This is a genomic window from Neptuniibacter sp. QD48_55 (genome assembly GCF_047778115.1).
Lineage (GTDB): Bacteria > Pseudomonadota > Gammaproteobacteria > Pseudomonadales > Balneatricaceae > Neptuniibacter.
Genome location: NZ_CP180555.1, coordinates 2244373 through 2261185, shown reverse-complemented (window position 1 = coordinate 2261185; position 16813 = coordinate 2244373). Strand labels below are relative to the sequence as shown.

The following is a 16813-nucleotide window of genomic DNA, read 5'->3' as shown; positions in this document are numbered from 1 at the left end:
AAATAGAAAGTTTGAACTGATCAAAGATTGAGTGTGTTTGGGGCTTTTTAAATTCGCTATGGAAAGGCCGATAGCGACCAAAGCTTTGAAGGCGCTTAGCTACTTCAAGCACAGCAGAGTAGGCTGCTGACCTAGAGATAGACTCTGTAGGTTTCGGAGTCGTAATGATTATTCTGTTACTGACGTACTGTGAAATATGATCCACCACGAAGTCTCAGATAATTGCTGAATACTAAACTAAGACAGATTTGAATCTGAATTAGCACAGCTATTACTATGTAAGATAGCTTAGTAATACATAGGTTCCAGTTGAATGACAAGTGACAAATTTGCTTTGAAGGATTTTAAAGATGGCAATTAATTCTATTGTGGTTTTAACCGGTGCAGGAATCTCCGCTGAATCAGGCATTCGGACATTTCGTGCTGAAGATGGTTTGTGGGAAGACCATAAGGTAGAGGATGTTGCTACCCCAGAAGCCTTTGTGCGTGATCCGCAGCTTGTCCATCGTTTTTATAACCAACGCAGGGAGCAATTGCTGTCTGATCCAGTTAAGCCGAACGCAGCCCATATTGCATTAGCTGAGTTAGAGAAGAAGTTTCCCGGTCAGTTTATGTTGGTGACACAGAATATTGATAACCTGCATGAGAGAGCGGGGAGTCAGAACTTGTTACATATGCATGGTGAATTGTTAAAGATGCGTTGTAGTGATTCTGGTCAGGTCTATAAAGAGACGGGGCTAACGGAGCCAAGTGATCGTTGCGAGTGCTGTGATCTATCGGGCACATTGAGACCGGATATTGTCTGGTTTGGGGAAATGCCCATGTATATGGACGAGATCTATTCGGCATTAGAAAACTGCGATCTGTTTATCTCCATAGGTACGTCTGGTCATGTTTATCCAGCGGCTGGATTTGTAGAAGTAGCAGGAAGATCTTCGGCGTTGACGGTAGAACTGAACTTGGAACCATCAAGGGTAGAATCAGCTTTTGATCACCGAATTTATGGTCCTGCGAGTGAAGTTGTGCCTGAATTTGTAGCGGATATTATCAAGCAGATTTGAAATATTCGATTGATTTATAAGTGGATTTTTTGATTTTTGCCAGATGCTGTCTATAGTTTCTTAAGGAACTTCACTTAGTTGTCGGCTGTCTAAAAATTTGCTGTTTGTGAATCTTACCCCAATCTTTCAGTCTCTTTATTTAATTCGTGTATTCACAAAATCTTAACAGCAGAAGTTTAAGACTAAGCACATTGTCGCCGTCGTTTAATTAGAAGAACGAAAGTGATGTTCAGCCGAAAAGTTATTTTGGGATCGGCTAAACAGGATATATTTAGCTCGATCCATGGAGGTGGTCATTATGATGACAGAGCAATACGTTACGACCAGTATTACCCCCTTAGAAAGCCTTAATTCTCTTTCTCCCTATGAAGTGGACCAGTTGCAGGATGCCAGTCAGGGTGGTTTGTTTCGCTTATTTCGCCAATGCTCTTTGGCGGTTTTGAATAGTGGTAGCGAATTAGATAGTACTAAGCTGGTTTTGGATAAGTATGCAAAATTTGATATCAAAATCAGTCAAAAGCATCGAAGTGTTCAGCTTGAATTGGTGAATGCGCCCGCCACGGCCTTCGTGAATGGTGAGATTATCACAGGTATTCGCGAACACCTTTTCTCTGTTTTGCGTGATTTACTATATGTTGGTACCGAGTTAGATCATCGCTGTTCTGGCCTTACCGAATCGGAAGCGACTACGAATATGGTCTTCCATATTCTTCGCCATGCAGGGGCGATTCGTCCGCATGTAAAACCAGACCTCGTTGTCTGCTGGGGTGGACATTCCATTAATCGTATTGAGTACGATTACACCAAAAAAGTAGGCTATGAGATGGGCCTACGTGGACTTAATATCTGTACTGGCTGTGGCCCAGGAGCGATGAAAGGCCCGATGAAAGGGGCAACGATCTCCCATGCCAAACAACGTCAAAAAGAGGGACGTTACGTCGGTATTTCAGAGCCCGGTATTATTGCTGCGGAGAGCCCAAACCCGATCGTAAATGAACTCATAATTATGCCGGATATTGAAAAGCGTTTAGAAGCTTTTGTCCGCTTAGGTCATGGTATTGTGGTATTCCCTGGGGGAGCAGGTACTGCAGAGGAGATCCTTTATATTTTGGGTATTCTTCTGCACGAAAAAAATCATAGCCTACCATTCCCGCTTGTATTGACGGGGCCGGAAGGTAGCGAAGAGTATTTTGAAACGGTCGATAACTTTATTCGCTCCACATTAGGCGATGAGGCGGCTAGTAAATATCAGATTATTGTCGATGATCCTCACGAAGTGGCGGAAGTGATGCGTGAAGGATTGGAACAGGTGACCCGTTATCGTAAGGCCACCAGTGAATCTTTCCATTACAACTGGCAGATGCATATTCCGGAATCTTTCCAACAGCCATTCGAGCCCAACCATGAAAATATGGCGAGCTTAAAGCTAATTAAAGATCAGACTGACTTTGAGTTAGCAGCTAATCTGCGTTGTGCTTTATCGGGCATTGTTGCGGGTAATGTTAAAGAGCCAGGAATTAGAGCAATTGAAGAGTTTGGTGCATTCGAAATCTGCGGTGAGCCAGCAATTATGGCTTCGATGGATAAGTTATTAGGCTCTTTTGTTGATCAACGAAGAATGAAAATCAACTATCAGGAATACCAGCCTTGCTATCGTTTGAAACATGATGCAGAGGTAGAAGAGGTTTAATTCTTTTCAAGAATTATTTCTGATTCTGGTGAGCAGACGAGGTTCCTACCTCTGGATTTAGCTTGGTAAAGAGCTGAGTCTGCAGCCAAAAACAATTCGGATTGGTTTTTTCCATATTCAGGGTAAGATGCTACACCAAAGCTCCCTGTGATTTTTATCTTATGCTCTGCATAATTTAATACTTGTTGAGACAGTAGCTTTCTTAATTCCTCAGCTAGAACTTCAGCTTCATTCAAGCTGGTATTAGCCAAGATCAGTGCAAACTCCTCACCGCCCCAACGGAATAGGAAGTCGGTGCTTCGTATATTGTTGGCTAAAATGCGCGAGATTTCTTTTAAGACGAAGTCTCCCGCTAAATGGCCGTATTGATCATTAATGGTTTTGAAATAATCGAAGTCAAATAAACAGAGACTTAGCGAACTTTCATGTCGTTTGGCGAAGTCTAGCTGTATATCAAAGATGCGTTTGAACTCTCGGCGATTACGCAGTTTGGTAAGTTCGTCGTAGGCGGCAAGTTCTAAGAGTTTAAACTCTTGCTGCTTGTAGTCGGTTATATCCTTAACCATGCCTGTAACCCTCATGGGCTTACCACAGGAAGAACGCAAAGAAATACAGCCTAAATCATGGACCCAGATATAGTGACCATTACGATTGCTCATACGATAAGTCGCTTCATAGCGCTCACGTTTACCTTGGATATGTTCCTCTAACGACTGTAAAACTAGGGGTAAGTCTTCAGGGTGAACATTGTTCTTCCAAGTATCAACAACCGGTTGCATCTCTTCGGGGCCATAGCCCAGCATCTTTTTTAGCTGAGGGCTAAAATAAACGTGATCACTGTTTATCTCCCAGTCCCAGAGTCCGTCTGTACAGGCATTGACCGCAAACCAAATCTGTTCTGAGCGTTCTTGAGTTTCAGCTTCTATAGCGCGACGAGCGCTAATATCTCGAGCGACGGAGAGGAAGTACTCTTTACCTTGGTGCTCAATCAGAGAAGTATTTATTTCGACAGGGAGTTCGGAGCCATCTTTTCGTATATGGCTACCGATGAAGGTAAATTTCTTATTTTGGCGGATAACATCGGCTATTTTTAACCAGTGTTCATGGCAATGAACATCTTTCTGTAACGAGAGTACTGAGTGGTGCAAAACTTCATTTTGCTCCATCTGTAGATCTTTATAACCAGCCCTGTTTACCCAAATAATGTTTGAGCTTTCGGGGTCGATCAAATAAACAGCATCCATCATGCTTTCACGAATAACTTCAAGTAGAGGGATATCTATTGAAGCTTCGCTAGTTTGAGTAGCCATAGCATCCAGCATATAAATAATGATCTGCTTAATTAATAAATTAAGCTGAAGGTTGAATGCAGTGTACTCCTTTAGGAGGGGGTAAGGGAACCTATAGGTTCCTCTCGTATTGATCTAAAGTCGCTTTTTTAGAGTTTTTTACTTAAAAGCGTTCTATTACCACCTGATGCGGTCGTGTTCCGTGTAATGGTTTTTTCACACACGAAACGTTTTAAGTAGTTTGGCCCTCCAGCTTTAGGACCTGTTCCGGATAACCCCATACCACCAAAGGGCTGGCTGCCTACAACGGCCCCTATTTGATCACGATTAATGTAGATATTGCCGACTAGGGCTTGTGTGGTGATTTGCTCTATGAAAAGGTCGTTTCTGGAATGAACACCTAGCGTCAGGCCAAATCCGCTACGATTAATATCATAAATAACCCGTTCTAAGTTGTGTTTTTGGTAGCGAATTATGTGCAGAATTGGGCCGAAAACCTCTCCCGTTAGTTCATCCATGGAATTTAGTCGGATGAGTGTAGGTGGTACAAAACAGCCTTGGTTGTGTTGGTCAGAAAGCTCTAGTTCAAACAGCAAGTTGTTTTGTAAACGGCAACGCTCAATATGTTCGTAGAGTGTACGCATGGCATTTTGATTAATGACCGGGCCTAAGTCAGTTGCCAACTGTTCGGGGTTACCGATATTCAAGGTTTGCATAGCCCCGATGAGTTTATCCTCGATTACCTCAGCAATTTCTTCCTGTACGTAAAGAACACGCAATGCTGAGCACCTTTGCCCCGCACTGTTAAAAGCAGAGTGGGTGGCATCTAGCACGACTTGTTCAACCAGAGCGCTACTATCGACGATCATGGCATTTAAGCCACCAGTTTCTGCAACAAACGGGATAATAGAGCCATCATGGCGATTGGCTAATTGTTTGTTAATGGTGCTAGCCGCTTGAGTTGAACCAGTGAAGGTAACACCGGCAATGCGTGAATCAGTTAACAAGGCTTCAGAATGTTCAGCGCCAGCATAAGGTATCAATTGTAAACAATATTCAGGTAAGCCAGCTGCGTACCATAGTTCGGTGGCTTTAAATGCCGTTAATCCACTATTTGATGACGGTTTGGCCAGTACTGTATTCCCGCAAACGAGTGCTGCAGCGATCTGACCGGTAAAAATGGCCAATGGGAAATTCCAAGGGCTAATGCAAAGGAACACTCCATGCCCTTGGTAGTGAAGCGTGTTTTCTTCACCTGTTATGGATGGAAGGTGCTCAGGCAATAGTTGTTTTTCAGCAAGCGCAGCGTAATAGAAACAAAAGTCGATAGCCTCTCTTACTTCAGCTAAAGCGTCTTGTAGCGTTTTACCTGTTTCTAGAATGCAGAGGGAAACCAACTCGGCTTTATTTTGTTCGAGTAAACGTGCGTAATTCAATAAGATTTTGCAGCGCGAAGAGACATCTTGGTCGCGCCATTCTGGAAAAAACTGCTCTGCTATGCTGATCGCTTGTTTAATCTGCGTTTTATCTGCAGTGCTTTGATAGCCAACGATTTTATCTAAGCGATAATTAGCATGGACGGGTTGTAAATTAAGGCCATCAGTCACTTCGCCTGCGATAATGGGTTGGCAGTACCATTTTTTTTGTCCGTAATATTCAATAATGCTACGCCATTGTTGCCAACAATCTAAACTTCCTAGAGGGTCACCTGCAGAATTTTCTCTTTGTTGTTCGAATACCTGGTTTGGTAGAGGTAACTCGTAACAGATGTTCTGCATTTTTTCATGGGGTGATTCGACAATCTCATCGATACTGACATTAGGATCGTGTAACTGGAAAACAAACGAAGAGTTAGCACCATTTTCCAGTAAACGCCTGACTAAGTAAGGCAGTAGATTATTCTGATTGCCAACAGGGGCATAAATCCGACAGCTATGATTTGTTTCTGATAGGACTTGTTGATAGAGAGGATCGGCCATGCCATGTAAGCGCTGAAATTCGAATGTTTTATCTGTAGAGATCTCTAATATCTGGGCAATAGTAAGTGCATTGTGAGTCGCAAACTGCGGACTTAACAACCCAGATTGTTGGGATAAAAGAAACTTAGCGCAGGTCAGGTAGGATAGATCCGTTGCGGCTTTGTGGGTGAACACCGGATAGCTGATGAGGCCATTTTGTTGGCTGCGTTTTATTTCGCTATCCCAATAAGCACCTTTAACTAATCTGATTGGGATCGGTGTGTCACAATCTGCTGCGATCAGTGAAAGCCACCTTAGAGTCGGCAACGCACGTTTGCTATAGGCCTGCACAGCTAAACCTAGCTTACCCCAACCAAGGCACAGCTCACTTCGCAGTAGTTGTTCGAAAATCAATAAGGTGATTTCTAAACGTTCTGATTCTTCTGCATCAATAGTTATAGCTATATCAAGGTTTCGAGCGGTTACAAGTAGCTGAAATAACCTATGCATTAGTTGCTTTTGAAGTTGATCAAATTGACTATTTTCAAAGCGAGGGTGCAAGGCAGAGAGTTTGATGGAGATGCTGGTATTGTTCTCTGGATTTTCTTGTCCTGCGGTCTGAATGGCTTCTAGATAAGCTTCAAAATAGGTTTGAGCATCTTCATTACATACAGCGGCTTCGCCCAACATATCAAATGAGAACAATGTGTTTTGATTGTGATCACATCGTAGTTCTAGGGCGGTATTTATATCTTCAGCAAATACAAATTGCTTACCTATTTGGGAGACGGCAATGGCAAGAGCTTGGTGTACCACTGTGTTACCTAAGCGTTGCCATACATTGTTTAAAATACTACCCGCAGATTGTTCTTGGCTTATAAGCTTTTGACTTATTGCAACGCCCCAAAAGGTGCTGTTTTCAAGGAAAGTGGAATGCGCTTTGAAGAGCTTTGCGGGTTCGAGTGCAAGAGAATCGAGTTTATCGTATATAAGTGCTTGAGCTGTCTCTGTATCAGGTATCCTTAATAGCGCTTCAGCTAGGGCAAGCAGGGCTATCCCTTCATCACTTTCTAATCCGAATTCTGACATGAGTGTATTTACAGAAAACAGTGGATTATCCAGATTACGAATTGTGTTGGCCCAATCAGTTGCCTTGGATTTTGCTTTAGATGAGTTTGGCGTGACTTCCAGCAGTTGATCGCATAGAGATTTTTCATCATGACAATAATAGTCAGTGATGGTACGCCATAATGTATCTTGCTCGGCTGGGGAGATCTCTGCAGATAAAAGCTGGCTTACTGTTAGCATCTAACAAATCCATTTTTTTAAGACAGTGTAGTTGATCATCTGTGTAGGTGTAGGGATTATCAAGAAAGATCTTAGTCTTCGGGCAAATATCCCGAAATTGCTTGGGAATTAAAGAGTTGCAGGTTGTTATTTGTATGAAATGTATTCTCTTGTTTCTTGTGGGCCAGCTACTTTTAACCGAGTAAGAGGTGTTTTTTAAATTCTCATACATACTTAGTTAAACAGGATTAAGGAAGGTAATTGGATGGGAATAATTCATATCTTGCTGTTGGTACTTTCTGCACTATTAGCTATCGCGCTTATCAAACCCATTGCTTCCCTTATTAAGTTACCCTTTGCTTTGTTGTTGGTTGTATTTGGATTTATGGGGTCTGAGTTAATTACAACGTTAGGTATGGATATCGGACTGCGCTGGGACCAATACCACTATCTGGTCTTTTATCTTCTGCTACCTGCTTTGATCTTCGAATCTACTTTGCGTATTGATATTAAAAACTTGCTGCAGAATCTAGCCGCTATTTTGCTGTTATCAATCCCTTTAATGCTTTTCGCCACAATCATGAGTGCTGGGCTTCTTTTCTGGGGAATTGGTTTTCCTGCCTATTTTACTTTTAGCACAGCGCTGCTGACGGGTGCGATATTGTCAGCTACTGATCCAGCAGCTGTTATCAGTTTGTTAAAGCAGGTTGGTGCTTCTGATCGACTGGTGACGCTTCTAGAAGGGGAGAGTTTATTTAATGATGCCTTAGCTATTTTGCTGTTCGGCATTTTAAGCAGTTTGCTCCTAATGCCGGGCAATGAGATTAGCTTTGCTTATTCGCTTGGTGAATTCTTGAAAATTTTTCTAGGTGGTCTTGCCGTAGGTGGAGGAACACTACTGGTCTTTGGGTGCCTGTTTTTAATGATTTCCAATCATTTTAGTCGAATCATATTAACAATATGTGCAGCTTATGTTGGTTACTTGGTCGCTGAGTACTTTCTACATCTATCAGGTGTCATGAGTGTTTTAGTCACAGGGCTAGGCTTTGGTCAGTTGATACGCAGAAACGGAACTGCATCTGATAAGCAGTTCTTATTCTCTTTCTGGGAATTCAACAACCACCTTGCGAGTGCCCTAATTTTTGTGCTTTTAGGTGTCACGATTACTTGGGGGATGTTTGAGCTGCAATGGCTAGCGATGTTGATCGGTATTGGATCAGTGCTATTGGCAAGGGCCTCAGGGTTATTGTTTACAGCGCCAGTTATAAATTTATTGCCTGGGATGGAGATAGATTGGCGTGATCAACTGATTTTATATTGGGGAGGTATGCGAGGTGCTGTAGCTATTGCATTGGCATTATCCCTGCCTCTTGAAATTGATGCTTGGTTTACTATTCAATCTATAGCATACGGTGTTGTTCTGTTTTCGTTAGGTATACAGGCGACTACGACACCTTTACTCATAAATAAGTTAGATAAAAGGACGTAAAAATGCGTTGTCATGAGGTCGATTACGAAATTATTGGTGAATCACTTCAAATCGTTGAAGTGGAGTTAGATCCAGGTGAGAAAGTGATTGCCGAAGCCGGCATGATGAATTACATGGAAGAGGGCATTAATTTTGAAACCAAGATGGGAGATGGTTCTGAGCCTGATCAAGGCTTAATGGGTAAGCTCTTTTCTGCAGGTAAGCGCATGGTTATGGGTGAGTCCGTGTTCATGACGCATTTTGGAAACGAGGGTAGCGGCAAGAAGCGAGTTGCTTTTGCTGCGCCTTACCCGGGTAGCATCGTACCTCTTAATTTAGCCGATTATGGTGAGAAGGTAATTTGTCAGAAGGATGCTTTCTTGTGTGCTGCTTTAGGAACCAAAGTGGAAATCGCCTTTTCTAAGAAAATTGGTGTGGGTTTCTTTGGCGGTGAAGGTTTTATCCTGCAGAGGCTTGAAGGCGATGGTATGGCGTTTGTGCAGGCAGGTGGCACGGTTGTACGTAAAGAGTTAAATGATGAAACCCTAAGGGTTGATACGGGCTGCCTAGTCGGTTTTACCGAAGGAATTGAATACGATATTGAAATGGTTAAAGGCCTCAAATCGATGATCTTTGGGGGCGAGGGGCTTTGGCTTGCCACGCTTAAAGGAACAGGTAGTGTTTGGGTTCAAAGCTTGCCATTCTCACGTCTTGCTGATCGCTTAATTGCATCAGCGCCATCATCGGGTGGTAGTGATAAGGGTGAAGGTTCTGTTTTAGGCGGTATTGGCCGAATGTTGGACGGAGATTAATGCCTTATTACACAATAGAATAATTCCCTTTATTATCTATGCCTTTAGCCTGTAATGACTATGACAATGGATATAAAAATGGGTATATTTAGAGGCTCGTTTTTACCCATCTCAAGTCGTTACAGGTGTTATCTTGAGAAATAAACTGGTTATAACTTTAACCACTGTATATGGCTCTCGCCAATATACGGTTAACCAAATAGCAAAATATGTATTGCTGGTATTTTTGATTTTGTCAGCAATCAGTTTTTTCGTTTCGAATACGCTGTTAGTTGTTACAACGGATGATCTATCTGAGTTAGAAGAAGATCATCAGGTACTAAGCGAAAATTATGAATTGATTGTTGGTTCCCAACAGCTCTACGTAGAGGAATTAAAAGAGCTTAGTTTATCTCTTAGCACTATAAAAACTGAGCGAGATAAGTTAGAGGAAGAGAACATCCGAATTGGTGAATTGAACACGTCGTTCAATAATTCGCTCGATGGATTGGAAGCCTTATTAGGTTTAGAACCTTCAGATGAGATTGACCCGCTTAAAGCTGAGCAACTAACTATCGAGGCGAATAAACGTTTATTTTTTTTACACAGTATTCCTAACGGTGTGCCGATTCAAGCAATTAGGATTACGGATAAGTATGGATCTCGTTTTCACCCGGTACGTAAAAAACGGGTGATGCATCATGGTATAGATTTTAAAGCAAATAGAGGCACGCCTGTTTATGCGACAGCTGATGGCGTCGTTGAATATGCTGCTTTCAATAAATCCTTTGGTAAGCTGATTAAGGTTCAGCATAACTTTGGGTTTAAAACTTACTTTGCGCATCTGGATGCTTTAAAAGTAAAAACTGGAGATCTTGTCAGTAAGGGACAGCTGATAGGATTAAGTGGTAATACGGGCATGTCTACTGGACCGCATCTGCATTATGAGATTCGCCATATGTATACAGCAATTGATCCCGAACCATTCCTCTCCTGGGACATAACAAATTTTGATTCTTTGTTTACAAAGGTTAAGGGAGTTAAATGGGCATCCTTAAAAGAAATGTATCCGCTAAACCTGCACAATCAGCCATTACAATAATTGCAGAAGGCAATAAGTTTTGTGGTGATATGAGTATCGTCGGTAAAATGCACATCGATGGTATGTTCGAAGGCAATGTGAGTTCTCTAGATAATATCTCTATCGGGAAATCTGGTCACGTACGTGGGCTTATTAAAGCTCGCGGTGTTGATGTGTGTGGCATTCTTGAAGGTGAAATTATCTGTGACGAACTGCACATCGATGCCGGTGGGCAAGTTCGTGCAACTGTCGAAAGCAAACAGATGTCTATTCATCCCGATGGTTGTTTTGTCGGCGAGCGTCGAATGAAAGAAACGTCTGCACTTATGGATGAAAGCAGTAAAATCGAATCGGGTTCTGATGCTATTGATTCACTACCCGATAAGATTGTTCTGGAAGGTAAATCAGAATAAATCTCCATAGACTCTTTGTCTTTGATTAAGGATTGTAGCGATGTGTGAATTGTTGGGTATGAGTGCCAATGTACCTACTGATATCTGCTTTTCCTTTGCCGGGCTTATGCAGCGCGGTGGTGGAACAGGGCCTCACAAAGATGGTTGGGGCATCGCTTTCTATGAAGGTAAAGGTGCGCGTTGCTTTCATGATCCTAACCCCAGTGTAGATTCTAAAATTGCACGTTTAGTTAAAGAGCACCCTATTAAAAGTCATGTGGTTATTAGTCATATTCGGCAAGCGAATGTAGGTAATATCTGCCTCGAAAATACTCACCCTTTTCAGAGGGAACTATGGGGCTATACATGGACGTTTGCGCACAATGGGCAGTTAGATAAAGCTTTATTTGATAAGCCGCTCTCCTTTTATCACCCGGTGGGAACCACCGATAGTGAGTATGCATTCTGTTGGTTATTAGGTGAGATCAGGCAAGCATTTCCTCAACGCCCAGAGAACTTTGATGAGCTTTCAGAATTCATCAAGCAGCGTTGCGAACAGCTAAGAGCGCTAGGTGTATTTAATATGCTCTTAACTGAATCTACCCATTTATTCGCATTTTGTGGCAGTAAACTGTCTTGGCTGACCCGTAAAGCACCTTTCGGCGAAGCGAGTCTGACAGACTGTGAAATGAAAGTGGATTTTGTTAAAGAAACCACTCCGAAAGATATCGTCACCGTGATTGCGACGGTCCCCTTAACAGATAATGAGGATTGGATTGCTCTGGAACCAGGAGATTTGGTGACCTTTGTTGAAGGTATACCGCAATAAAGGACAATTTAGCCTGAGTATAAGGAGCTTTTCAGGTGAGTGTAAAACGAGATTCTCTCGAACAGTTAAAGCTACATATCCAAAGTGTTGGGAGTGTCACGGAACTTCTTGATAGTGCTTGCCAAAACTTTGCGTATAAAGATGCTTTTACCCATATGGGAGCGACGTTAACTTACGCTGAGCTTGATAGCCTTGCTGAGAAATTAGCGGCTTACCTACAAAATTGTACTTCCCTAGAGCCTGGTGATCGAATTGGCATTCAATTGCCGAATACCTTGCAATACCCAATTGCAGTACTGGCGGCACTTAGGGTCGGCTTAGTCATCGTTAATACCAATCCGCTTTACACCGCTGCTGAAACCTTGCATCAATTTAAAGATGCTGATGTTAAAGGGGTTATCATTCTTGCTAATAGTGCTCATCTGTTAGAAGAGGTGTTACCTCAATCTAATATCCATACAGTATTGGTCACGGAGCTGGGTGATATCCATCCTTTAATGCGCCGTTTAATGATCAATTGCTCTGCGAAGTATTTACGTAAAATCGTCCCTAAATATAGATTAAGGGAGGCGGTTGGTTTTCGAGAAGCACTTGCTAAAGGCGCGCACTACACCTTAGAAAAAGTGCAGTGTGATGCAGAGCAGCCTGTGCTGATCCAATACACTGTAGGTACAACGGGCACACCAAAAGGTGCGGTGCTGAGTCATCGAAATTTGATTTCGAATGTGTTGCAGTTGAAGCATCGGTTACCTGATACGTTAAGAGCGGGTGAAGAGATTGCAATTGCTCCCTTACCGCTTTATCACATCTATGGTTTTCTGCTGAATTGTTTAGTCATGCCTGTTTTGGGTGCCCAAGTCGTACTGATTACAAATCCCCGCGACATCCAAGGTTTAGTTAATGAACTCGGTCGGTGGGATTTCACTGTTTTTTCAGGCATCAATACTTTGTTTGTTTCACTTTGTCGAAATAGCCTGTTCAATCAGTTAGATATGACGCGTTTAAAGCTAACTCTTTCAGGAGGCATGGCGTTAACGCGTTCTGTAAGTGATGAGTGGGAAAGTATAACGGGCTGCCAAATCATACAAGGTTATGGCCTTACCGAGGCTTCTCCTGTTGTAGCTATAGAGGAACCGCATAACTCCCGATATGGATCTGTAGGTAGGCCTTTACCGCTGACAGAGGTGCGTATTGTTGGGGAACAAGGGGAAGATCTCTGTTCTGGAGAAACCGGTGAACTCTATGTTCGAGGGCCTCAGGTTATGTCAGGTTATTTGAGGGATGATTCATCGATTCCAGATTCTAATGGCTGGTTAGCTACAGGCGATATTGCTCGTCTTTTAGATGATGGAACCTTGCGTATTGTTGATCGCAAGAAAGACATTATTAATATCTCAGGCTTTCCTGTTTATCCCAATGAATTAGAAAACACCATATCCAGCCATCCTGATGTTGTAGAGTGTGCTGTAGTTGGATTGCCTGATGAAACATGTGGTGAAGTCATTAAGCTATTTGTCGTGACTTCCAATCGACGTTTATCAGTTAAGCAAGTGCGTGAATATTGCCGCGAACGTTTAACTTCTTATAAAGTGCCACGATTGGTTGAGTTTAGAACTCACTTACCTAAGTCTAATGTCGGCAAGGTGTTAAGACGTTCGTTATTAGAAGAAGAATTAAATCGTCTGCAAAAGATGCGTAAGCGAATATAGTCGAGTTGTAGGGCTTCGCCCGTTTTTTGCTGGCCTACCTAAATGAAGGTGAAGTATGGGATTTAGTTTGAGCGATCCTAGTCTGTTACGGGGACAGGCTTTTATCAATGGTGAATGGGTAGATGCGAAGAGTCGGGCTGAATTTCCAGTTTTTAACCCTGCTAATGGCGAGATAATTTCTCATGTGGCAGATGTTGGAGAGCACGAGGCACAGAACGCGATTGAGGCTGCTCAAATATCGATGCAAGATTGGAAATTAAAGTCGCCCACTGAGCGTTCGAATGTGCTGCAACATTGGCATGATCTTATTATTGAATATGCCGATGATCTCGCATCGATTTTAACGCTTGAGCAAGGTAAGCCCCTTGCCGAAGCTAAGGGTGAGATACTGTACGGAGCATCTTATCTGAAGTGGTTTGCTGAAGAAGCTAAACGTATTTATGGTGATATCTTACCTTCCGCTCAAGATCGACGCAGTTTTGTAATTAAACAACCTGTAGGCGTTGTTGTAGCCATAACACCTTGGAATTTCCCTAATGCCATGATTACGCGCAAAGTAGCTCCTGCGTTAGCTGCTGGTTGTGCAATTGTACTCAAGCCTGCTCCTGAAACACCACTATCAGCATTGGCTTTAGCAGAGCTGGCAATTCGAGCAGGAGTTCCTGCCGGAGTATTCAATGTCTTGCCTTGCCTTAAGGCTGAAGAGGTTGGTGAGGTTCTTACTGCTAGCTCGATCGTTAAAAAGCTTACCTTCACCGGATCCACTCCCGTAGGAAAGCTATTGCTGCGACAGTGTGCCGATACCGTTAAGCGTACATCAATGGAATTGGGCGGTAATGCGCCAGTGATTGTCTTTAATGATGCAGATATCGATCTAGCGGTTGCTGGAGCGCTAGCTTCTAAATTTAGAAATTCTGGTCAGACCTGTATCTGTGCAAATCGTTTGTTAGTACAAGAAGGTATTTATGATCGCTTCTTGGCTAAATTCACACAGGCTATTAAAGAGTTCCGTTTAGGCGATGGTTTTGATGCAAAGACAACACTCGGTCCTGTAATAACTGAGAAAGCGTTGGACGGCATTGGATCTGTCGTGACTGGAGCGCTTGATCAAGGGGCGAGATTGGTAGTAGGTGGTAAACCTGCAGAAAGTGATGGTTGGTTTTATGAGCCAACAGTCCTGGCTGACGTGCAAGCTGATATGGATATCTTTAGTAAAGAAATTTTTGGTCCAGTGGCGCCTGTCATTAAATTCAAAACGGATGCAGAGGCCATTGCCATGGCTAATGACACTTCTTTTGGCCTAGCTTCATATATCTATACACAAGACATTTCGCGCATTTGGCAGGTATCAGAAGCGCTCGAATATGGGATGGTAGGTGTTAATGAGACGGCTATCAGCTCAGAGCTAATTCCCTTTGGTGGTGTTAAAGAATCAGGTCATGGTCGAGAGGGATCTAAATATGGGTTGGATGATTATTTAGAAACAAAATATATCTGTATGGGCGGTTTAAACGCTTAGATTTTGTTTATCCTTATACATGATAATAAGCTTGAATTATTGACGTCTTAGTAGAGGTCCCAGTGGATAAAAGAGATTGTAAGATTAATTACAAGTGCCCTAAAGCTTGGGATGATTTGGATAAAACTGAGGACCCATTTGTAAGGTTTTGTAATCAATGCGAAAAAGATGTCCATTTTTGTGCGGATGTAGAGTCTTTAAAAGAAGCAACGATTGAAAATTTATGCGTTGCTGTCCCCACCGATGACTTTGAAGACGGTGTTATGATGGGGGATATTGATTGGTCTGGCTTTGAGAGCGACCCTTTGCCACTGGAGCCACCTGAACCAAAGTTGGATGATGCTGATTTATCAGAGGGTTGGGTCATTGATGACAAACCGCAGTTACCTGATTTCCAGAAGTCGAAGCCTGAAAAGCCAGATATGGATTCGTGGCTAGAGGGTGAACTAGACGATCCCTTAGATCCCTTATCGTTGGAAGAAAAACCGAAGTAATTTATGTCTTTTAATAAGTCTCGCCTCGATCGTTTTCTTGCTGCTAGAACTCCTTCTAATCGTGGGGATGTTAGGATGCTCATCGCCCAAAAGAAGGTATTAGTGGATGGGGTGCCTGCAGCGGCGGTGAATCAGGTGGTCGATAGATTTTCGAGAATTGAGTGTGACGGAGAGGTTCTTCAGGATAAACGTCCTGTCTACTTGATGATGAATAAGCCGGTTGGTTATGTCAGCGCGACTAAAGATTCGATCCACCCCACAGTTATTGATCTGCTGTTAGATGCTTACAGTGATTTACATATTGCCGGTCGCTTAGATCTCAATTCTACTGGCTTATTGCTGTTAACCAATGATGGTGAATGGTCTAGTCGGATAGCTTCTCCGGACACGAAGGTAGCGAAGCGTTATAAAGTAGAGCTTGAGAAGCCTTTATCTAACGATTACATTTCTGCTTTTGCGGAAGGGATGTATTTCCCTTTTGAGGATATAACCACAAAACCTGCAGGTCTTGAGATCATAGGTTCACATACTGCTTTGGTAACTCTACAAGAAGGTCGTTATCATCAGATAAAGCGAATGTTTGGACGGTTTAGAAACGCCGTTGTAGGTTTGCAGAGGCTTTCTATTGGCGATTTAGATTTAGATAGATCCTTGTCGCCGGGGGAGAGTAGAGAGTTGCTAGAAGATGAGGTTGCTCTTTTTGCAAAGTCTTAAATTAGGGCTCTATCGCTTCAATTTCTGCTAATAAAGTCATTAGCTGTTTTAGTTTATCTTGATCATAACGTTCAGAAAATGCCTGATAACGCTCTTCTACAGCAGGTGTTAGGTGCTCCAGTAGATCAACTGACTTGCCTGTCAGACTAATCAAAATACGACGCTTATCTTCTTCTGATTTTCTGCGCTGGATGTAGCCCTGCTGCTCTAAGCGTTTGAGTATACCTGTTAAGCTTGGGCTTAAAATACAGCATAGCTCAGCAAGAGCTTTTGATTCTAGCTCTTGGTGGGATTTGATTGTTTGCAAGACCCGCCATTGCTGTTCTGTGAGAGAATTCTCTTGTAATAAGGGTCTAACAAAAGACAGCGTAGCTTCACGAGCTTTCAGCAATTGTAGGGGTAGAGAATCTTCTAATGTACGCATGTGAATGATCTTTCAAAAATATTGTGCGCATTGTCGGGATTCGGGAACTAATGTGCAAGGCTTAACCGAATATTTCCTCCTAATGTATAAGGTTTTTTTACGACTCT

At 42.7% G+C, this 16813-nt stretch carries 14 protein-coding genes; 11 read left to right on the top strand and 3 right to left on the bottom strand.

Annotated elements, in window-relative coordinates; all coding sequences use genetic code 11:
* The first annotated feature begins 350 nt into the window (after positions 1 to 350).
* Together cobB and ppnN are read left to right on the top strand one after the other, a co-directional pair.
* Positions 351 to 1061 carry a Sir2 family NAD+-dependent deacetylase gene (cobB, locus tag ACMXYW_RS10440; RefSeq protein WP_415904004.1) on the top strand — a complete coding sequence of 237 codons (711 nt, stop codon included), beginning with the start codon at positions 351 to 353 and terminating at the stop codon, positions 1059 to 1061.
* 298 nt (positions 1062 to 1359) lie between these two features.
* Complete coding sequence (gene ppnN / locus ACMXYW_RS10435) at positions 1360 to 2751, top strand: nucleotide 5'-monophosphate nucleosidase PpnN (RefSeq protein ID WP_415904003.1); 1392 nt, start codon at positions 1360 to 1362, stop codon at positions 2749 to 2751.
* Here the strand turns inward: ppnN and ACMXYW_RS10430 are convergent.
* Positions 2748 to 4061 carry a diguanylate cyclase gene (locus tag ACMXYW_RS10430; RefSeq protein ID WP_415904002.1) on the bottom strand — a complete coding sequence of 438 codons (1314 nt, stop codon included), beginning with the start codon at positions 4059 to 4061 and terminating at the stop codon, positions 2748 to 2750. The two genes, ppnN and ACMXYW_RS10430, sit on opposite strands and share 4 nt — an antisense overlap.
* Before the next feature lie 128 nt (positions 4062 to 4189).
* Positions 4190 to 7306, bottom strand: coding sequence for a bifunctional proline dehydrogenase/L-glutamate gamma-semialdehyde dehydrogenase PutA (gene putA, locus ACMXYW_RS10425; RefSeq protein WP_415904001.1), 3117 nt, complete (start codon positions 7304 to 7306; stop codon positions 4190 to 4192).
* 244 nt (positions 7307 to 7550) lie between these two features.
* Between putA and ACMXYW_RS10420 the strand changes: the two genes are divergently transcribed.
* The 9 genes from ACMXYW_RS10420 (at position 7551) to ACMXYW_RS10380 (ending at position 16282) form a co-directional block, all read left to right on the top strand.
* On the top strand, positions 7551 to 8774 hold the full coding sequence (locus tag ACMXYW_RS10420) for a cation:proton antiporter (RefSeq protein WP_415904000.1): 1224 nt from the start codon (positions 7551 to 7553) through the stop codon (positions 8772 to 8774).
* Between the two features lie 2 nt (positions 8775 to 8776).
* On the top strand, positions 8777 to 9565 hold the full coding sequence (locus ACMXYW_RS10415) for a TIGR00266 family protein (RefSeq protein ID WP_415903999.1): 789 nt from the start codon (positions 8777 to 8779) through the stop codon (positions 9563 to 9565).
* 133 nt (positions 9566 to 9698) lie between these two features.
* Complete coding sequence (locus ACMXYW_RS10410) at positions 9699 to 10646, top strand: peptidoglycan DD-metalloendopeptidase family protein (RefSeq protein WP_415903998.1); 948 nt, start codon at positions 9699 to 9701, stop codon at positions 10644 to 10646.
* Positions 10589 to 11038, top strand: coding sequence for a bactofilin family protein (locus ACMXYW_RS10405; protein ID WP_415903997.1), 450 nt, complete (start codon positions 10589 to 10591; stop codon positions 11036 to 11038). The genes ACMXYW_RS10410 and ACMXYW_RS10405 overlap by 58 nt, the downstream gene beginning before the upstream one ends.
* Positions 11039 to 11078: 40 nt before the next feature.
* Complete coding sequence (locus tag ACMXYW_RS10400; protein WP_415903996.1) at positions 11079 to 11846, top strand: class II glutamine amidotransferase; 768 nt, start codon at positions 11079 to 11081, stop codon at positions 11844 to 11846.
* A 35-nt stretch (positions 11847 to 11881) separates the two neighbouring features.
* A complete protein-coding gene (locus ACMXYW_RS10395) occupies positions 11882 to 13555 on the top strand; it encodes an AMP-binding protein (RefSeq protein WP_415903995.1) in 1674 nt (557 codons plus the stop codon).
* Positions 13556 to 13610: 55 nt separating this feature from the next.
* A complete protein-coding gene (locus tag ACMXYW_RS10390) occupies positions 13611 to 15074 on the top strand; it encodes an NAD-dependent succinate-semialdehyde dehydrogenase (protein WP_415903994.1) in 1464 nt (487 codons plus the stop codon).
* A 62-nt stretch (positions 15075 to 15136) separates the two neighbouring features.
* Positions 15137 to 15568 carry a hypothetical protein gene (locus ACMXYW_RS10385; RefSeq protein ID WP_415903993.1) on the top strand — a complete coding sequence of 144 codons (432 nt, stop codon included), beginning with the start codon at positions 15137 to 15139 and terminating at the stop codon, positions 15566 to 15568.
* 75 nt (positions 15569 to 15643) lie between these two features.
* Positions 15644 to 16282 carry a 16S rRNA pseudouridine(516) synthase gene (locus tag ACMXYW_RS10380; RefSeq protein ID WP_415903992.1) on the top strand — a complete coding sequence of 213 codons (639 nt, stop codon included), beginning with the start codon at positions 15644 to 15646 and terminating at the stop codon, positions 16280 to 16282.
* A 1-nt stretch (position 16283) separates the two neighbouring features.
* On the opposite strand, the gene hpaR is transcribed toward ACMXYW_RS10380, so the two are convergent.
* Entirely contained in the window at positions 16284 to 16706 is a 423-nt protein-coding gene (hpaR, locus tag ACMXYW_RS10375) for a homoprotocatechuate degradation operon regulator HpaR (protein WP_415903991.1), read from the bottom strand.
* Between the last annotated feature and the right edge of the window lie 107 nt (positions 16707 to 16813).

Coding starts and splice junctions, on each gene's coding strand:
- cobB (WP_415904004.1), top strand. CDS start 351: ATGGCAATTAATTCTATTGTGGTTTTAACCGGTGCAGGAATCTCCGCT.
- ppnN (WP_415904003.1), top strand. CDS start 1,360: ATGATGACAGAGCAATACGTTACGACCAGTATTACCCCCTTAGAAAGC.
- ACMXYW_RS10430 (WP_415904002.1), bottom strand. CDS start 4,061: ATGGCTACTCAAACTAGCGAAGCTTCAATAGATATCCCTCTACTTGAA.
- putA (WP_415904001.1), bottom strand. CDS start 7,306: ATGCTAACAGTAAGCCAGCTTTTATCTGCAGAGATCTCCCCAGCCGAG.
- ACMXYW_RS10420 (WP_415904000.1), top strand. CDS start 7,551: ATGGGAATAATTCATATCTTGCTGTTGGTACTTTCTGCACTATTAGCT.
- ACMXYW_RS10415 (WP_415903999.1), top strand. CDS start 8,777: ATGCGTTGTCATGAGGTCGATTACGAAATTATTGGTGAATCACTTCAA.
- ACMXYW_RS10405 (WP_415903997.1), top strand. CDS start 10,589: ATGGGCATCCTTAAAAGAAATGTATCCGCTAAACCTGCACAATCAGCC.
- ACMXYW_RS10400 (WP_415903996.1), top strand. CDS start 11,079: ATGTGTGAATTGTTGGGTATGAGTGCCAATGTACCTACTGATATCTGC.
- ACMXYW_RS10390 (WP_415903994.1), top strand. CDS start 13,611: ATGGGATTTAGTTTGAGCGATCCTAGTCTGTTACGGGGACAGGCTTTT.
- ACMXYW_RS10380 (WP_415903992.1), top strand. CDS start 15,644: ATGCTCATCGCCCAAAAGAAGGTATTAGTGGATGGGGTGCCTGCAGCG.
- hpaR (WP_415903991.1), bottom strand. CDS start 16,706: ATGCGTACATTAGAAGATTCTCTACCCCTACAATTGCTGAAAGCTCGT.